Origin of the sequence: Streptomyces sp. NPDC003247, from assembly GCF_042888135.1 — a bacterium.
Classification (GTDB): Bacteria; Actinomycetota; Actinomycetes; order Streptomycetales; family Streptomycetaceae; genus Streptomyces.
Genome location: NZ_JBIAPF010000018.1, coordinates 1 through 18,253, shown reverse-complemented (window position 1 = coordinate 18,253; position 18,253 = coordinate 1). Strand labels below are relative to the sequence as shown.

The window sequence follows — 18,253 nt, the reverse complement described above, 5'->3', positions numbered from 1 at the left end:
CGGCTACTCCTCGGGCTCCCAGGCGATCAGCTGCTCGAACACCTGCTGGTCGCCCTCGATCTTCAGGTCGCTCAGCGTGAGGCGGCCCCAGACGAAGAGGAGCAGCTGCTCGGCCGTGCCCCTGGCCGAAGCGGAGGCGGGCGCGGCGTCGTCCGTGAGGGGTGCGGGCCAGGCGCCGGTGCCGTCCAGCGCGAGGAGCCAGGAGCGGCCCTCGGTGGCGTGGTAGTGGATGGTGGCGGCCTCGTGCGGCCAGGCCGCCGGGGTGGAGTTGCAGGTGTCGAGAAACTCGGCCACGCCGTCGATCGCGACGTCCGCCGGCATCGGCTGCACGGCGCCTGCGGCGAGCTGGGCGTCGTAGGTGTGCACCAGCACCTCGTGCACCCGGCGCCGGGCAACACCCCAGGCATTCGCCGGCGACACGCCGGCACCCCACCACGCCCAGCACTCGCGCTCCGGGCCAGCCTCGCGCAGCGCACTCAGCAGCAGCTCGTTCGACTCGGCGTACCAGGCCAGCAGCGCCTCGAGCTCGCGCGGCACCTCTGCGGCATCCTTGGCCGGCGGAGCCTCGGCCGGGCCCGCGGCGACGATCGGGTGTCCAGCAGGCCCGCGGGCAGCTCCTCTTCCCTGCCCGCCCGCTCCGTCGCCGACCGGGCCGGCGACGCTGGGCGTCGGCTGTCTTCCGGGCCGCCCGCGCGCGGCGACGGGGCGGGCGGGGCGGGTGAGGAGCTCGGCGCGGCCGCGCAAGCGGTCCAGGTCGGCCGGCAGGTCATGGCCGAGGCCGGCACCGGTGCGTCACACGACGCTCAGCGAACCGGACCATGCCCGGCCGGCGAACTCCGCTGCGGTGGGGAGCTGTTGGTCGGCTGCGGGGGCGGGGCCGGCCGCGGCAAGCTCGGTCCAGGCCGCCGGAGCGGACCCGTTCCTCGCTCTCGTCACGGCTCAGCCGTGCCCGTAACGCCACCGTCCAGCACCCGCCCCCGAGTAGCCGAACCCACCCTGCCAGGACATGGTCCCAGCGAAGAGGAATCCAGCACTGGGCTTGGCGAGTGGTATGAGGTGGCCGATGTCGACGGGCCGGTGATTGTCTTGTGGTTCGGTTACGCGTTGTTGTTCGGTTGTGCCGGCCTCGCTTCCGAACCGCTGGCCGGTGCGGGGGGCGGGTAGCGACGGATTCGTGGCTACCCGCCCCACGGGCTCTGTCAGGGGTCGGCCAGGTTGCCTCCGAGGTTGACCCAGGCGCGGGTGGCGCCGTTGGTCGGATCGACGACGAGGTAGTCGTCGAGGCCGTCGCCGGAGAGGTCGGCGAGGGTGACCTCGACGGGGAAGCCCATCACGACGCCGTGGGCGACCTTCTTCTTGGCGGTCCACTGGTTGGTGAAGGCGCCCAGGTTCATCCAGCCGTAGAGCGCGTTGTTCTCGCCGGGGTCGCGCAGGACGTAGTCGGCGAGCTCGTCGGTGTTCATGCGGGCGAACACGGTCTTCTGGGTGACGGTGGCCTCCTGGGGCCGTGCGAGCAGGCCCTGTGCGGCCCAGCCGCCCCCGCCGGGCGCGTCGGTGCCGTTGTTCTTCCAGGCGGTGACGGAGTGGTCGACCGCGACGAGCAGGTAGTCGTCGTCACCGTCGCCGTCGATGTCGGCGAACTGGACTTCGTGTTCGGGCGCGGTGGCGGGACCCGCGGCGATGACGCCGAGGCCGGTCCAGGCGGTGATGCCGCCTGTGAAGGGGCCGTCGTTGCGCCAGCCTCTGACTCTGCCGTTGGTGTCGTCCACGACGAGGTAGTCGTCGCGGCCGTCGCCGTTGTAGTCGGCGAACACGACCCGTTCGGTCTCGCCCGGGGAGACGCCTTCGGCGACTCTGCCGATCTTGGTCCAGGCGTTGGTGCCGCGGGTGGCGACACCGTCGTTGCGCCAGGCCTCGACCTCGCCCTTCGGCCCTACGAGGAGGTAGTCGGCGTCCGCGTCGCCGTCGAGGTCGGCGAAGCGGACGGAGCGGGCGTTGGCGGCGGCGTCCGCGAGGTGGTCGCCGTAGAGGCCGATCTTCTTGAAGCCGTTCTCCTTGTCGCTGCGGGTGGCGACCTCGTCGTTCTCCCACGCGGTCGCGGTTCCGGCGGTGTCGATGACGAAGTAGTCGGCGTCCCGGTCGGCGTCGGTGTCGGCGAACTGCACGGCGTCGCCACCGGTCCCGGTGCCCGTCGCGATCTTGCCGATGGACGTCCACCCCTTGCGCAGGTCCTCGGGCACGCTGGCGTTGAGCCACGCCTCCGTCGAGCCGTCGCTGTGCACGATCAGATAGTCGGCGTCCTTGTCGCCGTCGAGGTCGGCGAGGCGGACCTTCGAGCCGGGGTAGCCGACGCCGCCGGCGATCAGGCCGAGGCCCGTCCAGGCGCTGTGGCCGTTCACGAAGACGTCGTCGTTGATCCAGGCGTCGATCGAGCCGTCGTCATGGACGACGAGGTAGTCGTCCAGGAGGTCGCCGTCGAGGTCGGCGAAGTGGATGTCCGAGCCGCCGCCGGTTCCGGTGCCCTCGGCGACGGTGCCCATGTAGTGCCAGGCGCTGCCGCCGTTGATCCACACGTCGTCGTTGCGCCAGGCCCGGACCGCGCCGTTGTCGTCGACGACGAGATAGTCGGCGTCGTGGTCACCGTCGAGGTCGGCGAACCGGACCTGGGATCCCCGGCCGGGCACGCCGTTGCCCGCGGCGACCTTGCCGCGGTTCACCCAGCCGCCCGTGATCTTCGTCCACAGGTAGACGGCGCCGGTGTCGGTGACGACCGCGTAGTCGGTCCTGCCGTTGCCGTCGAAGTCCGCCAGCCGCACCTGACCCCGTATCCCGGCGCTGGAACTGTCCGGGTTGATCGGGCCCTCCGCGATCCGCCCCAGCTGCTGCCAGCCGCCACCCGCCATCACGCACGCGTCGGCGTTCGCGGTCCCGTCCGCGGTGTCGACCACCCACCCCTTGCTCACCATCGCGGTGACCGCCTCGCCGAACCTCTGCGCGATGTAGGTGTATCCGATGTCGTTGGGGTGCAGCGTGTCGAAGAGCATCGACTCGGTCATCGGCCCCAGTTCCGCCAGCATGACCTTCTGCCCGCTGTCCTGCCGGTCCTGGACCAGCGACCGGACCTGGGCGTTGTACGCGTCGCGCCGCTTCTGCGCCTCCGTGTCGTTCTTCACCGGCACGATCGTCGCCACCGCGATCGCCACGTCCGGGGAGGCCTCCTGCAACTGGTCGATCAGACTGCTCAGCCGGCCGGGCGCCTCCGCGATCTGCTCTTGTCTGTAGACGTCGTTGGTGCCGGCCATCAGCGTCACCACGTTGGGGCGCATCGAGGTCGCGTCCCGCACCGCGGGATTCGCCATCTGGGCGATGAGGTGGCCGCGGTTGCCCTCGTGCTCCGGATCGGGCATGTCTCCCGAGGCGTTGCAGCCGATGAAGTCCGGCTCCAGCCCCTGCGCGTCCAACGCGTCCCACAGGAGCTTGCGGTAGCCGTTGCCGTCCGTCGATCCCACGCCGTACGTGATGGAGTCGCCCACCGGCAGCAGCCGGACCGACGTCGCGTTCGTCGGTGGCGGACCCCACTCGATGATCCCGTCCGGCAGCAGGTCGGCCATGTCACGCAGGACCTCCGCGACCCAGTGCGCGGCGTCCCTGGCCACGGACCAGGCTATGGTCTTGAGCGAGTCGCTGATGGCCTTGATCAGACCGGGGTATCTCTCCTCCATCCACTTCCCGAAGCTGCCCCGCGCATACCCCCACATGGCCCCTTTGAGCGCATCCAGGAAGGTTTTGGTGAGGGCTTCCGGATCCCCCAGTGTGTGGTCGAAGTACTGGATGAGGAGCCCTTTGACGAGCGCCCCGGTGAATCCGGCGACAGCGGGGCAGGCCACGACGAATTCAGGGAAGAGGCCCAGGCAGGCGGTTTCGGTCTGGCTGCCGGCCAGCCAGCCCATCGCCATGGCGAATGCCCACTGGAGCCAGGTTTCGGAGGTCTGTACGTCCGAAGCCGGAATGGTGAGGGACAGGCCGGTGTATCCCGCGGTCATGCTCAGGGTGCCGTCGAAATCGGCCCACCTGGAGCCGCTTTCACCCGGGATGCCCACCGGGTACTGCTCGATGTGCGACCTGATGGTGTCGCTCAGCAGGGGGTTCTCGGCCTCCGCCTGGTCGAGCTTCTTCTGCATGACGACCGGGTCGTAGACGGTCCCCGCGTCAAGGGTGAAGGTGAGGCTGCCGTCGTCCGCGGTCACGACCGAGGCAGCGAACGAACCCGCCGACTCCGGTACGGTCTCCTCCGCCGCCGCGGCGGCCGGTGTGACGGCTCCGGTCACCAGCAGGGCCAAGGAGACCATGAATGCCACCACGCAGTGCGGCACTAATCTCGACCTGGGTCTCTTTCTTCCCGTTCTCAATCTCCGCATTCGGTCTTTTCCCTTCGCTGACGGAACCCGGACCGACGTGGACAAAAGCGCAGAACTCGCTTATGGATGTGCAGGAATGCCGTATCATCAGGGTCCCGGGGTTTCTACGCGGCCGAGTATGGCGACAGGAAAGCGGCGCGTACAGCACATCCCTCGAACCGGAAAACATAGGGCCGGACCGACCCGCTGGACGCCATGGGCGACACGGTGGAGTCGAACGGCGCCTTCGCTGCCACCGACCCGGCCACCGGTCCAGGCCCGTGCGGACACCCGTGACCTCAGCGGCCGTCACGGCCGTGCCCCACCCTCGACATTCCGCACCAGCCTGGAACTCGGACTACGTGCGACAAGCCGGCGGACCTGGGCTTCCCAGTCGGCCTCTGCACGGCCATGGCCGCCCTGCCGTGGAAGCACTGCGGTCGAAGGCGATACGCCTGGTCGCGCGCGGCCGGCTGACCGAGCCCACGCCGGGCCGGTTCACCCTCGCGCAGGCCGGGGCCGGAGTCGGCCACCTGCGCGAGCAGGGCCTGGGCGGCGGCGCGGTCGCCGGTGTCCGCGGCGGTGACCATCACGCCCAGCAGCAGGCCGAGCGAGTCGACCACGACATGCCGCTTGCGCCCGCTGATCAGTTGGCCGCCGTCGAACCCGCGGCTGTCCGACCCGACGACGGCGTCCGCCTTGACGGACCGCGAGTCGATCACGCCGGCCGTCGACTCCATGTCCCACCCCTCCCTCTCGCGGATCCTCGAGCGCACCCGGTCGTGGAACTTCTTGACCAAGGCGTGGTCGCGCCAGCAGCGGAAGAACGCGTAGAAGCCGCGCAGCCAGGCGTGTACCGGCAGCAGCGGTCGGACGGCGGCTTCTACAGTGTTCCGATTGAGGGCGCAGGTGAGGATCGGAAGATCAGAAGGGTCGGCGCAAGGACGTGGTGCAGATCGAGCGGTTGGCAGACCTGAAGCCCGTCCACCAGCGTCAGGCTGCCGGCCTGGCCCTGTGGCGGTGGCGTGCGCCAGTGCTCGCGTTCGAGCTCGATGCGGAGTGGGGTATCGACCAGGCCGTGCTGGAGTCGCTGTTCCAACTGGCGGCGTCACCTGCTGGTGAACAGTCGGATCGCGCATTCCGGCGAGCGATCGCCGAACTGTGCACGGCCCCACTCTTCACGTCTGAAGTCGACCCGGACACGGTCCAGCTCTTCCAGTTGGAGAGCATCAGCAGCCTGCTGACCTTCAGCGAGTTGCTGGACAAGCCTGGCGTAGACATAGCAGAGCGAGTGGTCGAAGGCTCGGCCCGCCTGGCGGACTACCTCGACGACCTCGTCGAGGGCTCGTTCTACTCGCACCCCTCGGAGGAAGCCCACCGCGAGTACCTCGCGAATCTGGCGGACCGGGCGGGCGAGGGGTATTTCGCGTCACGCAACTTCGCCGTCGAATCCGCTTGCCACGGCGCTCTCCGCTCTCTCTCCGATTGCGCAGGGCTGCTCGACTCGTCCACCGGTCGCGAGTTGCTCGCGCTGTGCAAGGACTTCGGAGAGGAGCTCGTCACAACGATGCGGTGGCTCCGCGCGACGGGCCGCTAGCAATCGCGTCGTGAGCCGGATGACGAGTGCGGCAGCGGTGACGTACGGCTTGAAGTGAGGGAGCGGCTACGGGCGGCGCTGAGCGAACAGGCCCGGTTCGGCCACGGCAAGGACGCCCTCCCCGTCGAGTTCACGCAGGCGCGTGGTGAGCTCGTCGATCTGCGTGGAGAGTTGTTCCGCGGCGGCGGTGAGCTCCCGCTCGCGTGCGTCGCCCCGCTCCAGAAGCGGCGTGACCTGGACATCCATGCGGTTCACCCGCACCAGGTGGGCGTGGTCTGGCTGGTGAGGCGGCGCGCTGTCACGTCGATCACGGCCCAGCGCACCCTGGACTCCGAGGACTTCGGCCCGCTCTCGTAGTCCCGCAGGAGCCGCCGGAACAGCATGAGGATGCCGAGCGTCTCTCCACGATCCACCTCTTGGCCTGCGGGACGAAGCCGGTGCCCCGTTGGACGCCGTCGCCTGCATGCGCCGTTGCGCCCCTCACCCGAAACGACGTTTCGTTACGTTGATCCACTTGCGGGTATTTCTTGCGCGCTGGCCCGCGAGAACGTCACGGACGGGACGCCCCCTCCCTGAAAGGACATGCCAAGATGACACGTGTTCTGCTGATCGGCCAGGTGCCCGAGACCGTGGACTTCACCGATCCGGACCTGCCGTACGGATTCACCGTGGAAACGATCAGGGACAGTCTCACGGTCGGCCTGCAACAGCTCACCGGCCGCGGATGGGACGGCGACAGCCGGAGTCCTCACCGAGGACCATGCCGCCGCCGGGCACGGCCTCGCCCCGGACCACGTGCGCTGGCAGACCGGCCGCAACCGCGCCGGGGTGGGGGTTCAGCGCAGGGGGAAGCCGAAGGTGTAGCCCTGTTCCTTGAGCTGGGGGAGGAGTTGGCGGAGGGCCTCGACGGTCTGGGAGCGGTCGCCGCCGGCGTCGTGGAAGAGGAGTGTCGGTCCGTTGGGCAGTTCCCGTTCGACGGTGGCGACGATGGCGTCGGTGCCCGGCCGCTCGAAGTCCTTGGTGTCGACGTTCCAGCCGAGCGGGCGCATGCCGCGTGAGGCGGCCAGCTGGCGGCTGTAGGGGGTGAAGGCGCCGCCGGGTGCCCGGTAGTACATGGGCCGGACGCCTCCGGACGCCTCGGTGATCATGCGTTCGGCGTCGAGTATCTGCTGTGACTGGTAGGCCTGGGACTCCTTGTCCATGGCGGTGTCGTGCGACACCGAGTGGTCGCACAGCCGGTGCCCGGCGGCGACCACCTTCTTCACGAGGTCCGGGTGCGCCTGCGCCTGCGTGCCCACCATGCAGAACGTGGCCTTCACCCCGTACTCGCTCAGGACGTCGAGGACCTGAGGGGTCCACACGGGGTCGGGGCCGTCGTCGATGGTGATGTTGACGCCGCGCGCGCCCTGGTCGGAGGCGTGCACGATGGTCGCCGCCACCGGCGTGATGTCACTGCCCGGCGTGGCCGAGGCGGCCGCCTGAGGCGACGGGCTGCCCGTGGTGTCGGCCTGCGCGGTCCACAGCGAGGCGCCGGCGGCCAGGACCGTCACTCCGATTGCTGCCCCGACCATCTTGCCGTACCAGCCCCGTCCGCCGCCGTGCCGTGCCATGTCCGCCCCGCTTTCCCGTAGTTCCTCGCCGGTCCTTGGTCGTCTTGCGACCACTTGGCAGGACGAGGGGTGGCGGCCAGGGGATGCGTCCGTTACCGATCACGGACGATTCCGGGGGAGTTCGTGGACAACTTCGCGGACATCTCGGCGAGCAGCGGCCGGACCGGGCCGGGCGGCCGATCCCCGCCGCCGCTGGAGCCGGCGTTCTTCAGCGAGAGAGCGCGGCTGCCGCGGGGTGCACTCCGCACCGTCATGGGCCGCGCCCAGTCCTGTGCTTGCCGGGAAGGCCGTCGGGTACGAGGTTGAACGCCGACAGGCGTGACATGCCGCGGGCGACCGCGCCGGTGTAGCCGGCAGCTTGTGTCTCCAGGCCGGCCGCCATCGAGGCACTACGGCAGGCTGCTTCCTTCAGGCCCGCCCGCACTGCCGTACGGTGGCCGGTCCCTGACGCGCAATCTGTTCCGGCGGGCCGCGCAGCGACGTCTTGCCGGCCGCCCAGCCGACGCCCGCCGCACTCTCGGGGGAGTCGCCCAGGGCGGCGATGACAGGGCAGGTCACCGGATCACTTCGTCCGGCAGCGCAACGCTGCTCCTGCCTGTCAGGGGTACGCCACCCCGAGAGGGGTCAGGCGGTCGAGGTGATCGCTCGGGTGACGGCCGTGACCGCCGGGGTGGGGTGGCCGGGCAGGCGTGCGATGAGGACCCGACGGACCTCGGGGGGTGCGCCTTCGACGTGCAGCAGGCTCACCCCGGGCGGCAGCAGCGCGGAGAGGCGGGAGGGCACGGTCGTCACGCCGAAGCCGCCGGCGACCAGATGCAGCTTGGTCAGCCAGTCGCGGGTGGAGTGGACGATGCGCGGTCGTCCGGGCAGGCCCGGCCAGACGCCGAGCAGCGGCTCGGAGCGCGACGACGGGGCGGCGATCCAGGGGGCGTCGACCAGCTCGTCGACGTGCACCGCGGTGCGGCCGGCGAACGCGCCGTTCGAGGGTGCCGCCACGACCAGTTCGGTGTCCTGGACGGTGTCGGTGTGCAGGCGCGGCGACTCGCCGTCCGGGGGCCGGTGGGGCGGGCGGGAGGTCAGCACGGCGAGGTCGATGGTGCCCGCGCGCAGGGCCCGGGTCAGGCTGGGCGTGGTGCCCTCGATGGTGGTGACCGTGATCTGCGGGTGGGCCGTGGCGAGCCGTGCGAGCGCGATGGGCAGGATGACCGCGCCCGCGCTGAGGAACACCCCGAGCCGTACCGATTCGGTGCGCGGGGCGGTGCCGGTGAGGTCGCGTTCGGCCGCCGTGAGGGAGTCCAGGATCGTGCGGGCGTGCCGCAGCAGGGTCAGCCCCGCGGGGGTGAGCCGCACCCCGTCGGAGCGGCGTTCGAAGAGGGTGGTGCCCGCGCTGCGTTCGAGGGAGGCGGCCTGGCGTGAGACCGCCGACTGCGTGTAGCCGAGCCGGGCGGCCGCCGCGGTGAAGCTGCCTGACTGCGCGATCTGCTGCAGGACCCGCAGGCCCGAACTGGAGACGTCCATGCGTCATACGCATACCACGGATGCCGGATCGTCGCTTCCCGCATGTCCCTCGGGCTCCTAGCGTTGATCGCGAGGACACGGACGCATGCGGAGGTCATCACGTGCGAGCAGCAGTTCTGACGGAGTTCGGCGCCCCGCTCACGGTGCGGGAGGTGCCCGACCCCGAGCCCGCGGGCGGTGAGGTACTGGTCGAAGTGCTCGCCACCTGCGTGCTTCCGTACGCCGCCGAGGTCTTCGGCGGCGTACGGAACTACCCCCTGGTCCCTCCCGTCGTGCCGGGTCTCGGCGGCGTGGGACGGATCGTCCACGCCGGTGCGGACGCCACCCGGCTGTGCGTCGGCGACCTGGTCTGGTGCGACCCGACGGTGCGTTCCCGGGACGACGCCCTCACGCCCGACATCGCGCTCCAGGGCTGGAGCTCCCGCGGTGACGGCGGCGCGAGACTCGCCAGGCACCTGCACGACGGGGCGTTCGCCGAGCTCATGCGGGTTCCGACGGAGAACGTCTTCCCCCTGCCCGCCGCGGCGGGGGACGACCCGGCCCGCTGGGCCGCGCTCGCGGTGCACGCCGTGCCCTACGGCGGGCTGCTGGCCGGCGGGCTGCAGGCCGGGGAGACGCTGCTCGTCAGCGGGGCCACCGGGAACTTCGGCAGCAGCGCGGTCGCGGTCGGGCTCGCGATGGGGGCGGGCCGCGTGGTGGTCCCCGGCCGCAACCGGGCCGCTCTCGCCCTCTTGGCCGACCGGTTCGGCCCGCGGGTACGCCCGGTAGCGCTGGGCGGGGAGGAGGCCGCCGACCGCGCCGCGATGTCCGCGGCCGCCGACGGCCCGATCGACATGGTCATCGACCTGCTCCCACCGGGCGCACCCAGCTCGGCGGCCCGCGCGGCGGCCATGACCGTGCGCGAGTACGGCCGCGTCGTCCTCATGGGCGGCATCGGCATGCTCGGCGGCGACGACCTCGCGCTCCCCTACCCGTGGATCATGCGCAACTCCATCACCGTGCGCGGGCAGTGGATGGGCCCGCGCACCGCGAACGTCGGCATCATCCGGCTCCTCGCCTCGGGCGCGCTGGACCTCGCCCCCGAACGGGTCCGGTCCTTCCCTCTCGACGCGGTCAACGACGCAGTCGCGTACGCCGCCTCGCACGGCGGCCCGTTCGACCGCACCGCCCTCACCCCACCCGCCGGCTGACGAGGACGGCCGCCCAGGGATCAAGGAGTTCGCACGCCGGCCCGACGTGAGCGTGCTGCCGGCCCACGATCCGAGAGCCGCCGACCGTCTCGCCTCTCGCCCGCTCGGGGCCCTTCCGCCCCAGCGCCGGCAGGGTGTGACGCAGGGCCGGTTCAACCCCGTTGCCGCCCCCTTCATCGTCATCGCGGCGACCACCGGCGCCTGCCCCCGCAATCCGACGAAACACCGTGCACGAGCACTCCCGCTTGTGCGCCGCGGCACACCCGCTACCCGAGATCAGGCCGTCCATGAACGGCCTGGAACGTCCCCGCCGCGGTGAAGGCGTCGGTGATCGGGGCGATGAGCGAGGCGAAGCGGCGGGCACCTGCGTCGCCGATCGGTGCCCACAGCGCGGCGCAGTGCTCGTCCGTTTCCACTTCGATGCGCTCGCGTGCCGCACGGCCGGCGTCGGTGAGCGTGGCGTGGGAGTCGAGCCAGCCGCGCGCGACGAGACGTGCCGTCGCCGCGTTCCACTCCTCGTCGTTCCACTGACGGGTCGCTCGCGCGAGAGCTGTCGGGAGGCGGCCGGTGGCGGTGTGCAGGACGAGGCAGTCGCACGGCCCGAGGCCGTTGTCGGCGAGCACGACGAGATGGGCGTCGCCGCGCCACTCGCGCGCCACCGTGATCTGCTGCCACAGTGCGACAAGAGGGTCGGGGGGAAGCGCGACCGAGGCGTTCGCGGCGGCCAGCACCTTGCCGGCGTAGTCGGCACCGGCGACGACCGGGTCGATCAGCGAGCGCGCCTCGGCGAGGTGGTCGTCCGTGAGCTGTACGTCGACGCGCCGCATCGCCCGTCCTGCGGCCAGGAAGCGGGCGGCCTGCCACCGCTCGGGCGGCGCGGCGTCCCACACGCCCGCCATGGCCCGCACCGCCCGCGGGCTGAAGTTGTAGAAGGCCGCGGCCGTGACGTGCCACGGAACCGCGCCCATCGCGGCCGACCGGAAGGCCAGATACGCCGGCGCGCGGTCGGTCACGCCGAGCTCGGCCGCCTCCTGGGCGCTCTCGGGGACGAGATAGATGAACAGGTGGGCGGCAGTGACGGCGCGACTGACGTCACGGACGGCGTTCAGGTCCATCGGGCCGTCGCCGGGGCGGGCGGAGTCGGGAAGGGCGTCGAGGCGCATGGCGGTGGTGTCTCCGGGGGGCGTCGGGCGGGGCTGTCAGGCGGGTGTTTCGGCAGTGGCGGTCAACACCGCGCGTCCGAGGGTGTGACCGGCCATGGTGAAGCCGAGGACGGCCGGTGTGGCGTCGGCCGGGACGCCTGTCGAGGGGATGTCGAGGGCGTGCACCACGATGAAGTAGCGGTGCGGGCCGTGTCCGGCCGGCGGGGCGGCGCCGAGGTAGCGGGCCACGCGGGCGTCGTTGGGCAACTGGTAGGCGCCCTCGGGCAGTTGTGAGCCGGTGTCGTCGCCGGCGCCCTCGGGGAGCTCGGTGACAGTGGCGGGGATGTCGGCGACCGCCCAGTGCCAGAAACCGGACCCGGTGGGGGCGTCGGGGTCGTAGACGGTGACGGCGTAGCTCTTGGTGCCGTCCGGGGCGCCGCTCCAGGACAGCTGCGGGGAGGTGTCCTTCCCGCCGGGCAGGCCGGAGGAGTGCTGCTCGGGCGGCCACGCGGCGCCGTCGGTGACGGTGGTGCTGGTGACGGTGAACGAGGCCGCCCGGGCGAGGCGGGCGAAGGGATCGTCGGCAGACACGGCGGTCGTTCCTTTCCGGACGAGGACGTCCTCATCGGCTGTTGAAATCGACTGTAACACCGATAATCGATTATTCTAGGGATCGTCTACCAGGTCCTCTAGGATGGGCTCATGACTCAGACGGCGCACTCCCCGGCCCCGCCGGGGAAGCAGATGCTCTCCGAGCAGGTCTACGCACACCTGCGGGACGCGATCATGCGCGGGGAGCATCCCCCTGGAACCCCCCTGAAGCCGCAGGATCTTGCCAAGGAGCAGGGCGTGAGCCTGGCCGTGGTGCGCGAGGCGCTCGTGCGGGTGGTCGGCGAGGGGCTCGCCGACCGGCTGCCCAACCGCGGTTTCGTGGTTCCGTCCTTCTCCGACCGTCGCTGGCAGGAGATCGCGGAAGCCCGCCGGACCGTCGAGCCGGTCGTCCTGCGCATGTCCATCGAGCGCGGCGACGTCGACTGGGAGGCGCGTGTGCGGGCCGCCCACCATCGTCTGGCGCGCACTCCGGCGTACGTGCCGGAGGAGGGCGAGTACTACACCGCTGCTTGGGCCGAGGCGCACAGGGCCTTCCACCGCACGTTGCTGGAGGGCTGCGGCAACCGCGCGCTGCTGGAGACCTTCGACCGGTTGTGGACCGCCAGTGAGCTGGCCCGCCGTTGGTCGGCGCACCGCAACCCCGGCCGGGACGGCGTCATGGAACACCGCAGGCTGGAGGAGGCGGCGCTGGCCCGCGACGCCGACACCGCAGCCGCGATCCTGGTCCAGCACCTCACCTTGACCGCGGCTGCTCTGACCGACGATCCAGGTCAGGCCACCTAGCCGGGCTTACGCCACAGCGGCGGGGCCGAGGTGGGAACCGCCGATGTTCTTCAGCCCCGGGAGCAGGCTGGAGCCGAGCATGCACGCGAAGGCGAACCCGGCAATGGGGGCGCCGTGCGCGTCGGTGTACTGCCTGGTCGATCTCCACGTCCGTGCAGTGCCGCAGCACTCCCTCGACCATCACGGCGGCCTCGGAGGCGGAGCAGGTGACCGACTGTGGGCCGCCGGCGGCGTATCGCTCCGGGTCCCACTGGTCTCGTCGCCGAGCCGGGTGGTGGTCTCGACGTGGTACCGAGCGAGTCCGCTACGACGGGTGCGGGATTCGGCAGCGGGGACCGGAGAACGGCTGCGAACGGCGCGGGTGTTAGCTTCCTTCCCGTGGTGGAACACCAGGACGAGACCAGGGCGGCCTACGACGGGGTCGTCGAGCTGTATGCATCGCTGTTCGCCAATCGGCTGGAGACGCAGCCGTTCTCGCGGAACATGATCGGCACCTTCGCCGAGCTGGTGCGTACGACGGGGAACCCGCAGGCAGCCGACGTCGGGTGCGGGCCCGGACATCTGACGGCCATGCTGCACGACCTGGGGCTGGACGCCTTCGGGCTCGACCTCTCCCCGGCCATGGTCGACCACGCCCGGCGGGCCCATCCGGCGCTGCGATTCGATGAGGCGCGCATGGAGGCCCTGCCGGTCGAGGACGGCGCGCTCGGCGGAGTGCTGGCCCACTACTCGATGATCCACACCCCGCCCGGGGAACTGCCCGCGCTGCTCGCCGAGCAGGCGCGTGTCCTGGCACCAGGTGGCCTGCTCCTGGTCTCGTTCTTCGCGACCGACGGACCGGAGCCGGTCCGCTTCGACCACAAGGTGACGCCCGCCTACAGCTGGCCGGTGGACCGGTTCGCCGAGTTGCTGGCCGGGGCCGGGCTCGTCACTTTCGCCCGGCTGCTCCACGACCCGGCCTCGGAGCGGGGCTTCCTCGATGCCCACTTGCTGGCCCGCCTCCGCTAGAGCGTGGACTTCTGCCGGTGGGCTCGGCTCCACCGGCACCAAGGAGTCGCTCCACGGGACTCCGGAGGAGGCGTCGTCTCGTAGAGCTGCGGAAGGACGGGCGACGCAAACAGTCAGGTGGTGCGTCACCGTGGACAAGGACCTGTGCATCGGCAGCACGGTCCGCGTCGGTTCGTCCCCCCTGACCGGCGACCAGCACGGCGGAGGCGTGCTGGTCGCCGTCACGATCCGTTCCACGGGCGGCAGGAGCGTTCCGCCGCGGACCAGCCCCTAGAAGGGTTCGGCGGCCCGCAGGAGGGCCGGCGGGAGGTAGGGGGATTCGACGCGGATGGCCCAGCCGCGGCGGCGTGCGTGGCAGGCCAGGGCGAGGACGTCGAGGTCGACGGAAGCATCCGGATCGTCGGCGCGGTCGGCGACTTGGTAGTGGGCGCGGTGGGCTTCGAGCGCGTCGGCCAGGGCCAGGTTGAAGCTCTCCTCGTCTCCCTCCACGAGCTGCGACAGCAGCACGGCCGGCGGCATGGCGAAGCCCCAGTCCTTGGCCTTCTCGTCCTGCTGCAGCGCCCGCTGCACGGCCGGCTCGGGGTCGGCGCCCTTCAGGTAGGCGTGGAGGGCCTCGCGGTACGCGGTGAAGGCGGAGCCGTCCGGGCGGGCGAAGGCGGGTCCGGTGAGGACCAGCGGGGCGAGGTCCTCGCGTGCGCCGGTGATCAGGGCGAGGGCAGTGGCTCTCTGCCAGGTGTCGGCGCAGGCTTCCGCGCCCCGCTCGGCCGGGTAGCGCAGCGTGCGGCCGTCGATGGTCACCTCGGCCTCGGTGCCCGGCTCCGCGAGTGCGATGCGGAACAGGGCCGCGCCCGTCCGGGAGGCCAGCCGAAGGTTCGCGAGCTGGGCGTCCGTCACGCCGCCGCCGGGGTCACCGGCGCGCCACTTGAAGAGGCGCTCCTGATCGCCCATGACCGTGCCGAGCCGTGAGACGTCGAGGGGTTCTCCGCCGGCGGAGGTGAACGCCTTCCGGACGTGGTCCTCGTACATGGCCTCGGTCTGCGGGTGCACGGTCCGCTCGCAGGCGGGCCGCTCCACCACCAGCGGGCCGACGGCGAGCTCGGCGACCGCGTCCGGCCGCCGGTCCCGGCCGAACCCCGCGACCCGCGGGCCTCGGGTCTCGAAGCCGGTGACCAGGGCATGCGGGAGGTAGTCGGTGCGGACGGCGGGCGCCCAGCCCAGGGTCCGGTACGCGAGCGCCGCCAGGGCGATGGGGACGAGCGGCAGAAGGCTGCTCGGGGAGGCCGAAGGACCGTGCAGGGTGCTGTGCCTGGCCAGAAGGCCGGCCAGCGCGGTGTCGAAGGCCTCCCGGTCATCGGCCGCCAGAGCGCGCAGCGTGCGCAGCGCCGCAGTGTCCGGCCGGTCCAGCAGCGCCTCGCCGGTCTCCTGGGCGCGGGTGGCGATGCGGTGCAGGGCGGCGTCGATGGCGGCGAGCCTGGCCTGCGCGCTCGGCGGATACTCCTCGTCGTTGCCGGTGTCGTCCAGGACCACGGCCATCAGTCCGGTGGCGAGTTCACCGGCGGGCGTCCCCTGCGCCTGCCCGGCGAACTTGTCCCGGGCGAAGTGGAAGGCCTCGCCGTGCCACTTCGCCCTGTCCCTCAGGAGCGCCAGGCAGAGCGCGTCGGTCCACTCCCCGGCCGTGACGCTCTCCTCGGGGGCGTCCTCGCCCGGCTCGTAGCCCATGCCGAAGTTCACGTACTCCAGGAAGACCTGGAAGCTGCAGTGCGGGTGGTAGGCGGCGTAACAGACGGCGCCGGCCGCAGCCTCGGCAGCGTCCGTGAGGGCGGCCTTGGCCTCCGGGGTGTCGAGGTCGGGTGTCTCCACGGAGAGAGCGCCCAGGTAGGCGAGGAACTCGTCGGCGATCGACTGCCATTCGTAGGTGGCCATCCGGCCGGCCCGCGACATGGACCGCACCTGACCCCCGATCCGGTTCGTGAAGTCCTCGCGTGCCGCCGACACGGCGGCCCCGTCCACCTGATGACGCTTTATCCGCACTGTCCTACTCCTTGATCAACTCGGGAGAACAGCCTAGGCGTCGGATCCGACAGGAGGGGCAAGGAACCTCGGAGCACATCCGCCCCCGCAGTGCGCTCCCGGGCCGCGTCGGCGGCCTTCGTGGCGGCCGCGATGGTCCGCGCGCCGATCAGGTTGTGCTGGAACCAGCGGCGGCCCTGCTCCGTCCTACGCGTCCGCCGGGCCTCCGCCTCCGCTTCCTCGGTCCGGCCAAGCCGTCCGAGGGCGCCGTTCACCTCGGTACAGCGGGAGCCTCCCGCCGCGAGCCTCCACGGACAGCGGGTCCGCTCTCGCCCACCGGATGCCGGTGTCCGTGCCGATGTGGCCGGCTGCCACGTCTGTGGCGAGCCTGAGGCGTCGGCGGTGACGACCTGGCGGATGAAACGTCGCCGCCAGGGCACCTCGACCGCACGGGGGTGACAGTTCTGCCTCACCCACTGGACCGCCTCCTCGGGATGCATGCCCTCGAAGACGCAGCTCGCGGACAGCGCCGTACCGGTCCGGCCTATGCCGTCCCCGCAGCGGAGCTCCACGCGTTCGCTCGCGGCGCGCTCGTGGGCGAGGTGGAGTTTGCGCATCGCGTCCATGGGGTCGGTGGGAAGCCGGAAGTCCCGCCAGGGGAGCCATACGATTCCCACGGCGGGCCGGATGGCTGACGCTTCGTCAGGCCGACTCCGGCGTGGGGATCAGTCCCTCTGGCAGGTCGTGTCTGCGAGGGCGGTATGAGCCGCTTGAGACATCGTCGTCTGCCGGCACGTCCGAGCCCTGTCTCAGGCCGCTCGTCGCTCTGCCCGTGCCTGCCGGGCCGCCTCGGCCCTCGCCGTCGCGCCGCCCGCGCCGCGCCCGCCCCGCTGCGCCGCGCCACCGCCCGCCTGTCGCCTCGCCGCCGTCCCCGCCGGCCGCCCCGGTCCGCTCACCCCCGGTCCGTCGCGCGGTCGTCGTACGCCCGCCGCCGCGCCGCCCGGCCGCCCGCCGCGCCCCGGCCCGCGCCGGTCCGTCGCGCGGTCGTCGTACCGCGCGCGCCGTCCCAGTGCCGTCGGCCCGCCTGTACCGGCCCGCCCGGTTCGTATGCACGTCTCGTGCGTCCCCCGCGCCTCCGCGTCATCCTGCCGCGTCCCGGTCTCCGTGCCGTGCTGCCGGCGTCTGCCCGTGCCGTATCCGGTGCTCGGCGTCCCCGCGCCCCGCCTGCGCCCGTTTTCCCGCGCCCCGCCTGCCGTGCGGCCGCGCCGGCCGGCTTCCGGTCTCGGTCCGGGGCGCTCGCTCCGGGTGCCAGGGCAGGTGTTGCTGCTCTCCTCCACCGTGCTCTTCCCCGCACCCTGCTCGTTCCGGTGGGTGGCCCCGCCGCGCCTCCCGCTGTTCGTGCTTGTCCTGTCCGCCTGCCGGTGCAGGATCGCGTTCATGATCTCGCGCAGATCGTGCTCGGGCGGGCGCCCGATGTCCAGGGCATGCCGACGGCGCTCGGCCCGCCAGGCGCTCAGCACCGGCTCGGTCAACGCCCAGCGGACTTCGGACAAATCACTGGGATACGGACGACGTTCGGCCATGACCTGGAGATACCGCCGGCCAGGGGCGTGCGCCCAGACGTACACCGCAAGCAACGGGAGCACGGACCACGCGACGGGCGTCTTGGGATGAGACAGGCGCAAGCCATCATCCACCCCAGCCGTCACCCCATGAGGCCCATCCGCCGCACTCGCTCCAGCAGCTCCACCGGAACAACACCTCGGCATCGAAAAATGCAGGATAAAGCACGATTTAAGGGAGAAAGCGACCTCGAAGTGAGCGTTTGGTTCTTGCTTGTCCGTTTCGTTCGGTTTAGCTGTCGCGCCAGTTCGGGGTGGCTTCATGGGTGAGGCGGCGGGTGAGGAGGTTGATGGCGGCGAGTTGGATCATGGCGGCTGATCGGTGCGGGTGGGTTTCGTAGTCGCGGGCCAGGTGGCGGTGGTGCATGAGCCAGCCAAGGGTGCGTTGGATGACCCAGCGGCGGGATTGGACCCGGAAGCCGCGGACGGGGGGATCGCGCTGGACGATTTCCAGGTCGACGCCGATCCCGGCGGCGTGTTCGACGGCTTTGGTCTTGTAGCCGTTGTCGGCCCAGGCTTCGGTGATGGTGGGGTGGCGCTCGCGGACGCGAGTCAGGAGTTGGATGCCGGCGGCGGAGTCGTGGACGCTGGCGGCGGTGACGGCCAGCAGGAGGCCGAGCGTGTCGGTGACGATGTGCCGCTTGCGTCCGGTGATTTTCTTGGCCGGTCAGCTAAGCGTTGTCCCGTAAATGATCTACGACATGCCGGTTGACCAGCATCGTTGCCTCTCATCTGGCGAGGGTGAGGTTGTGGAGGCGGGCGAT

At 71.4% G+C, this 18,253-nt stretch carries 16 protein-coding genes and 3 pseudogenes; 5 read left to right on the top strand and 14 right to left on the bottom strand.

The window, feature by feature from the left end; all coding sequences use genetic code 11:
* Positions 1-3: 3 nt before the first annotated feature.
* The 3 genes and pseudogenes from ACFYWQ_RS39110 to ACFYWQ_RS39100 all read right to left on the bottom strand — a co-directional run.
* Entirely contained in the window at positions 4-744 is a 741-nt protein-coding gene (locus ACFYWQ_RS39110) for a maleylpyruvate isomerase family mycothiol-dependent enzyme (protein WP_389524119.1), read from the bottom strand.
* Positions 745-1,199: 455 nt separating this feature from the next.
* Positions 1,200-4,349 (bottom strand): FG-GAP-like repeat-containing protein, encoded by a 3,150-nt coding sequence (locus ACFYWQ_RS39105; protein ID WP_389524116.1) that lies wholly within the window; start codon positions 4,347-4,349, stop codon positions 1,200-1,202.
* A gap of 632 nt (positions 4,350-4,981) precedes the next feature.
* Positions 4,982-5,137: pseudogene (locus ACFYWQ_RS39100) on the bottom strand (transposase); the annotation flags it as partial.
* A 206-nt stretch (positions 5,138-5,343) separates the two neighbouring features.
* On the opposite strand from ACFYWQ_RS39100, the gene ACFYWQ_RS39095 reads away from it, so the two are divergent.
* Positions 5,344-5,994 (top strand): hypothetical protein, encoded by a 651-nt coding sequence (locus ACFYWQ_RS39095; protein ID WP_389524114.1) that lies wholly within the window; start codon positions 5,344-5,346, stop codon positions 5,992-5,994.
* 66 nt (positions 5,995-6,060) lie between these two features.
* Here the strand turns inward: ACFYWQ_RS39095 and ACFYWQ_RS39090 are convergent, their stop codons facing one another.
* The 5 genes from ACFYWQ_RS39090 to ACFYWQ_RS39070 all read right to left on the bottom strand — a co-directional run bounded on the left by ACFYWQ_RS39090 (position 6,061) and on the right by ACFYWQ_RS39070 (position 9,122).
* A complete protein-coding gene (locus ACFYWQ_RS39090) occupies positions 6,061-6,240 on the bottom strand; it encodes a hypothetical protein (protein ID WP_389524110.1) in 180 nt (59 codons plus the stop codon).
* Between the two features lie 5 nt (positions 6,241-6,245).
* On the bottom strand, positions 6,246-6,407 hold the full coding sequence (locus ACFYWQ_RS39085; RefSeq protein WP_389524108.1) for a hypothetical protein: 162 nt from the start codon (positions 6,405-6,407) through the stop codon (positions 6,246-6,248).
* A gap of 423 nt (positions 6,408-6,830) precedes the next feature.
* Positions 6,831-7,604 carry a polysaccharide deacetylase family protein gene (locus ACFYWQ_RS39080; RefSeq protein ID WP_389524106.1) on the bottom strand — a complete coding sequence of 258 codons (774 nt, stop codon included), beginning with the start codon at positions 7,602-7,604 and terminating at the stop codon, positions 6,831-6,833.
* A 408-nt stretch (positions 7,605-8,012) separates the two neighbouring features.
* Positions 8,013-8,162, bottom strand: coding sequence for a hypothetical protein (locus ACFYWQ_RS39075; RefSeq protein WP_389524103.1), 150 nt, complete (start codon positions 8,160-8,162; stop codon positions 8,013-8,015).
* Between the two features lie 66 nt (positions 8,163-8,228).
* Positions 8,229-9,122 (bottom strand): LysR family transcriptional regulator, encoded by an 894-nt coding sequence (locus tag ACFYWQ_RS39070; RefSeq protein ID WP_389524100.1) that lies wholly within the window; start codon positions 9,120-9,122, stop codon positions 8,229-8,231.
* Positions 9,123-9,223: 101 nt separating this feature from the next.
* Here ACFYWQ_RS39070 and ACFYWQ_RS39065 point away from each other — a divergent pair, with 101 nt between their 5' ends.
* The gene (locus tag ACFYWQ_RS39065; protein ID WP_389524097.1) at positions 9,224-10,312 is read left to right on the top strand and encodes an alcohol dehydrogenase catalytic domain-containing protein; all 1,089 of its coding nucleotides are present in this window, start codon (positions 9,224-9,226) and stop codon (positions 10,310-10,312) included.
* A gap of 266 nt (positions 10,313-10,578) precedes the next feature.
* Here ACFYWQ_RS39065 and ACFYWQ_RS39060 read toward each other — a convergent pair whose 3' ends face one another.
* Both ACFYWQ_RS39060 and ACFYWQ_RS39055 read right to left on the bottom strand, forming a co-directional pair.
* Positions 10,579-11,475 (bottom strand): hypothetical protein, encoded by an 897-nt coding sequence (locus ACFYWQ_RS39060; RefSeq protein WP_389524095.1) that lies wholly within the window; start codon positions 11,473-11,475, stop codon positions 10,579-10,581.
* Between the two features lie 36 nt (positions 11,476-11,511).
* Entirely contained in the window at positions 11,512-12,045 is a 534-nt protein-coding gene (locus ACFYWQ_RS39055) for a YbhB/YbcL family Raf kinase inhibitor-like protein (RefSeq protein ID WP_389524092.1), read from the bottom strand.
* Between the two features lie 111 nt (positions 12,046-12,156).
* Between ACFYWQ_RS39055 and ACFYWQ_RS39050 the strand changes: the two genes are divergently transcribed.
* The 3 genes from ACFYWQ_RS39050 (at position 12,157) to ACFYWQ_RS39040 (ending at position 14,131) form a co-directional block, all read left to right on the top strand.
* Positions 12,157-12,849 carry a GntR family transcriptional regulator gene (locus ACFYWQ_RS39050; protein ID WP_389524089.1) on the top strand — a complete coding sequence of 231 codons (693 nt, stop codon included), beginning with the start codon at positions 12,157-12,159 and terminating at the stop codon, positions 12,847-12,849.
* Positions 12,850-13,227: 378 nt separating this feature from the next.
* Complete coding sequence (locus ACFYWQ_RS39045) at positions 13,228-13,857, top strand: class I SAM-dependent methyltransferase (RefSeq protein WP_389524087.1); 630 nt, start codon at positions 13,228-13,230, stop codon at positions 13,855-13,857.
* Between the two features lie 130 nt (positions 13,858-13,987).
* On the top strand, positions 13,988-14,131 hold the full coding sequence (locus ACFYWQ_RS39040) for a hypothetical protein (RefSeq protein WP_389524084.1): 144 nt from the start codon (positions 13,988-13,990) through the stop codon (positions 14,129-14,131).
* Here the strand turns inward: ACFYWQ_RS39040 and ACFYWQ_RS39035 are convergent.
* From ACFYWQ_RS39035 to ACFYWQ_RS39020, 4 genes and pseudogenes are all read right to left on the bottom strand, one after another.
* Positions 14,128-15,867 carry an immunity 49 family protein gene (locus ACFYWQ_RS39035; RefSeq protein WP_389524399.1) on the bottom strand — a complete coding sequence of 580 codons (1,740 nt, stop codon included), beginning with the start codon at positions 15,865-15,867 and terminating at the stop codon, positions 14,128-14,130. The two genes, ACFYWQ_RS39040 and ACFYWQ_RS39035, sit on opposite strands and share 4 nt — an antisense overlap.
* A gap of 11 nt (positions 15,868-15,878) precedes the next feature.
* The gene (locus ACFYWQ_RS39030; RefSeq protein WP_389524396.1) at positions 15,879-16,484 is read right to left on the bottom strand and encodes a hypothetical protein; all 606 of its coding nucleotides are present in this window, start codon (positions 16,482-16,484) and stop codon (positions 15,879-15,881) included.
* 786 nt (positions 16,485-17,270) lie between these two features.
* Positions 17,271-17,450 (bottom strand): annotated as a pseudogene (locus ACFYWQ_RS39025) (IS5/IS1182 family transposase); the annotation flags it as partial.
* A gap of 271 nt (positions 17,451-17,721) precedes the next feature.
* Positions 17,722-18,150 (bottom strand): annotated as a pseudogene (locus ACFYWQ_RS39020) (transposase); the annotation flags it as partial.
* Between the last annotated feature and the right edge of the window lie 103 nt (positions 18,151-18,253).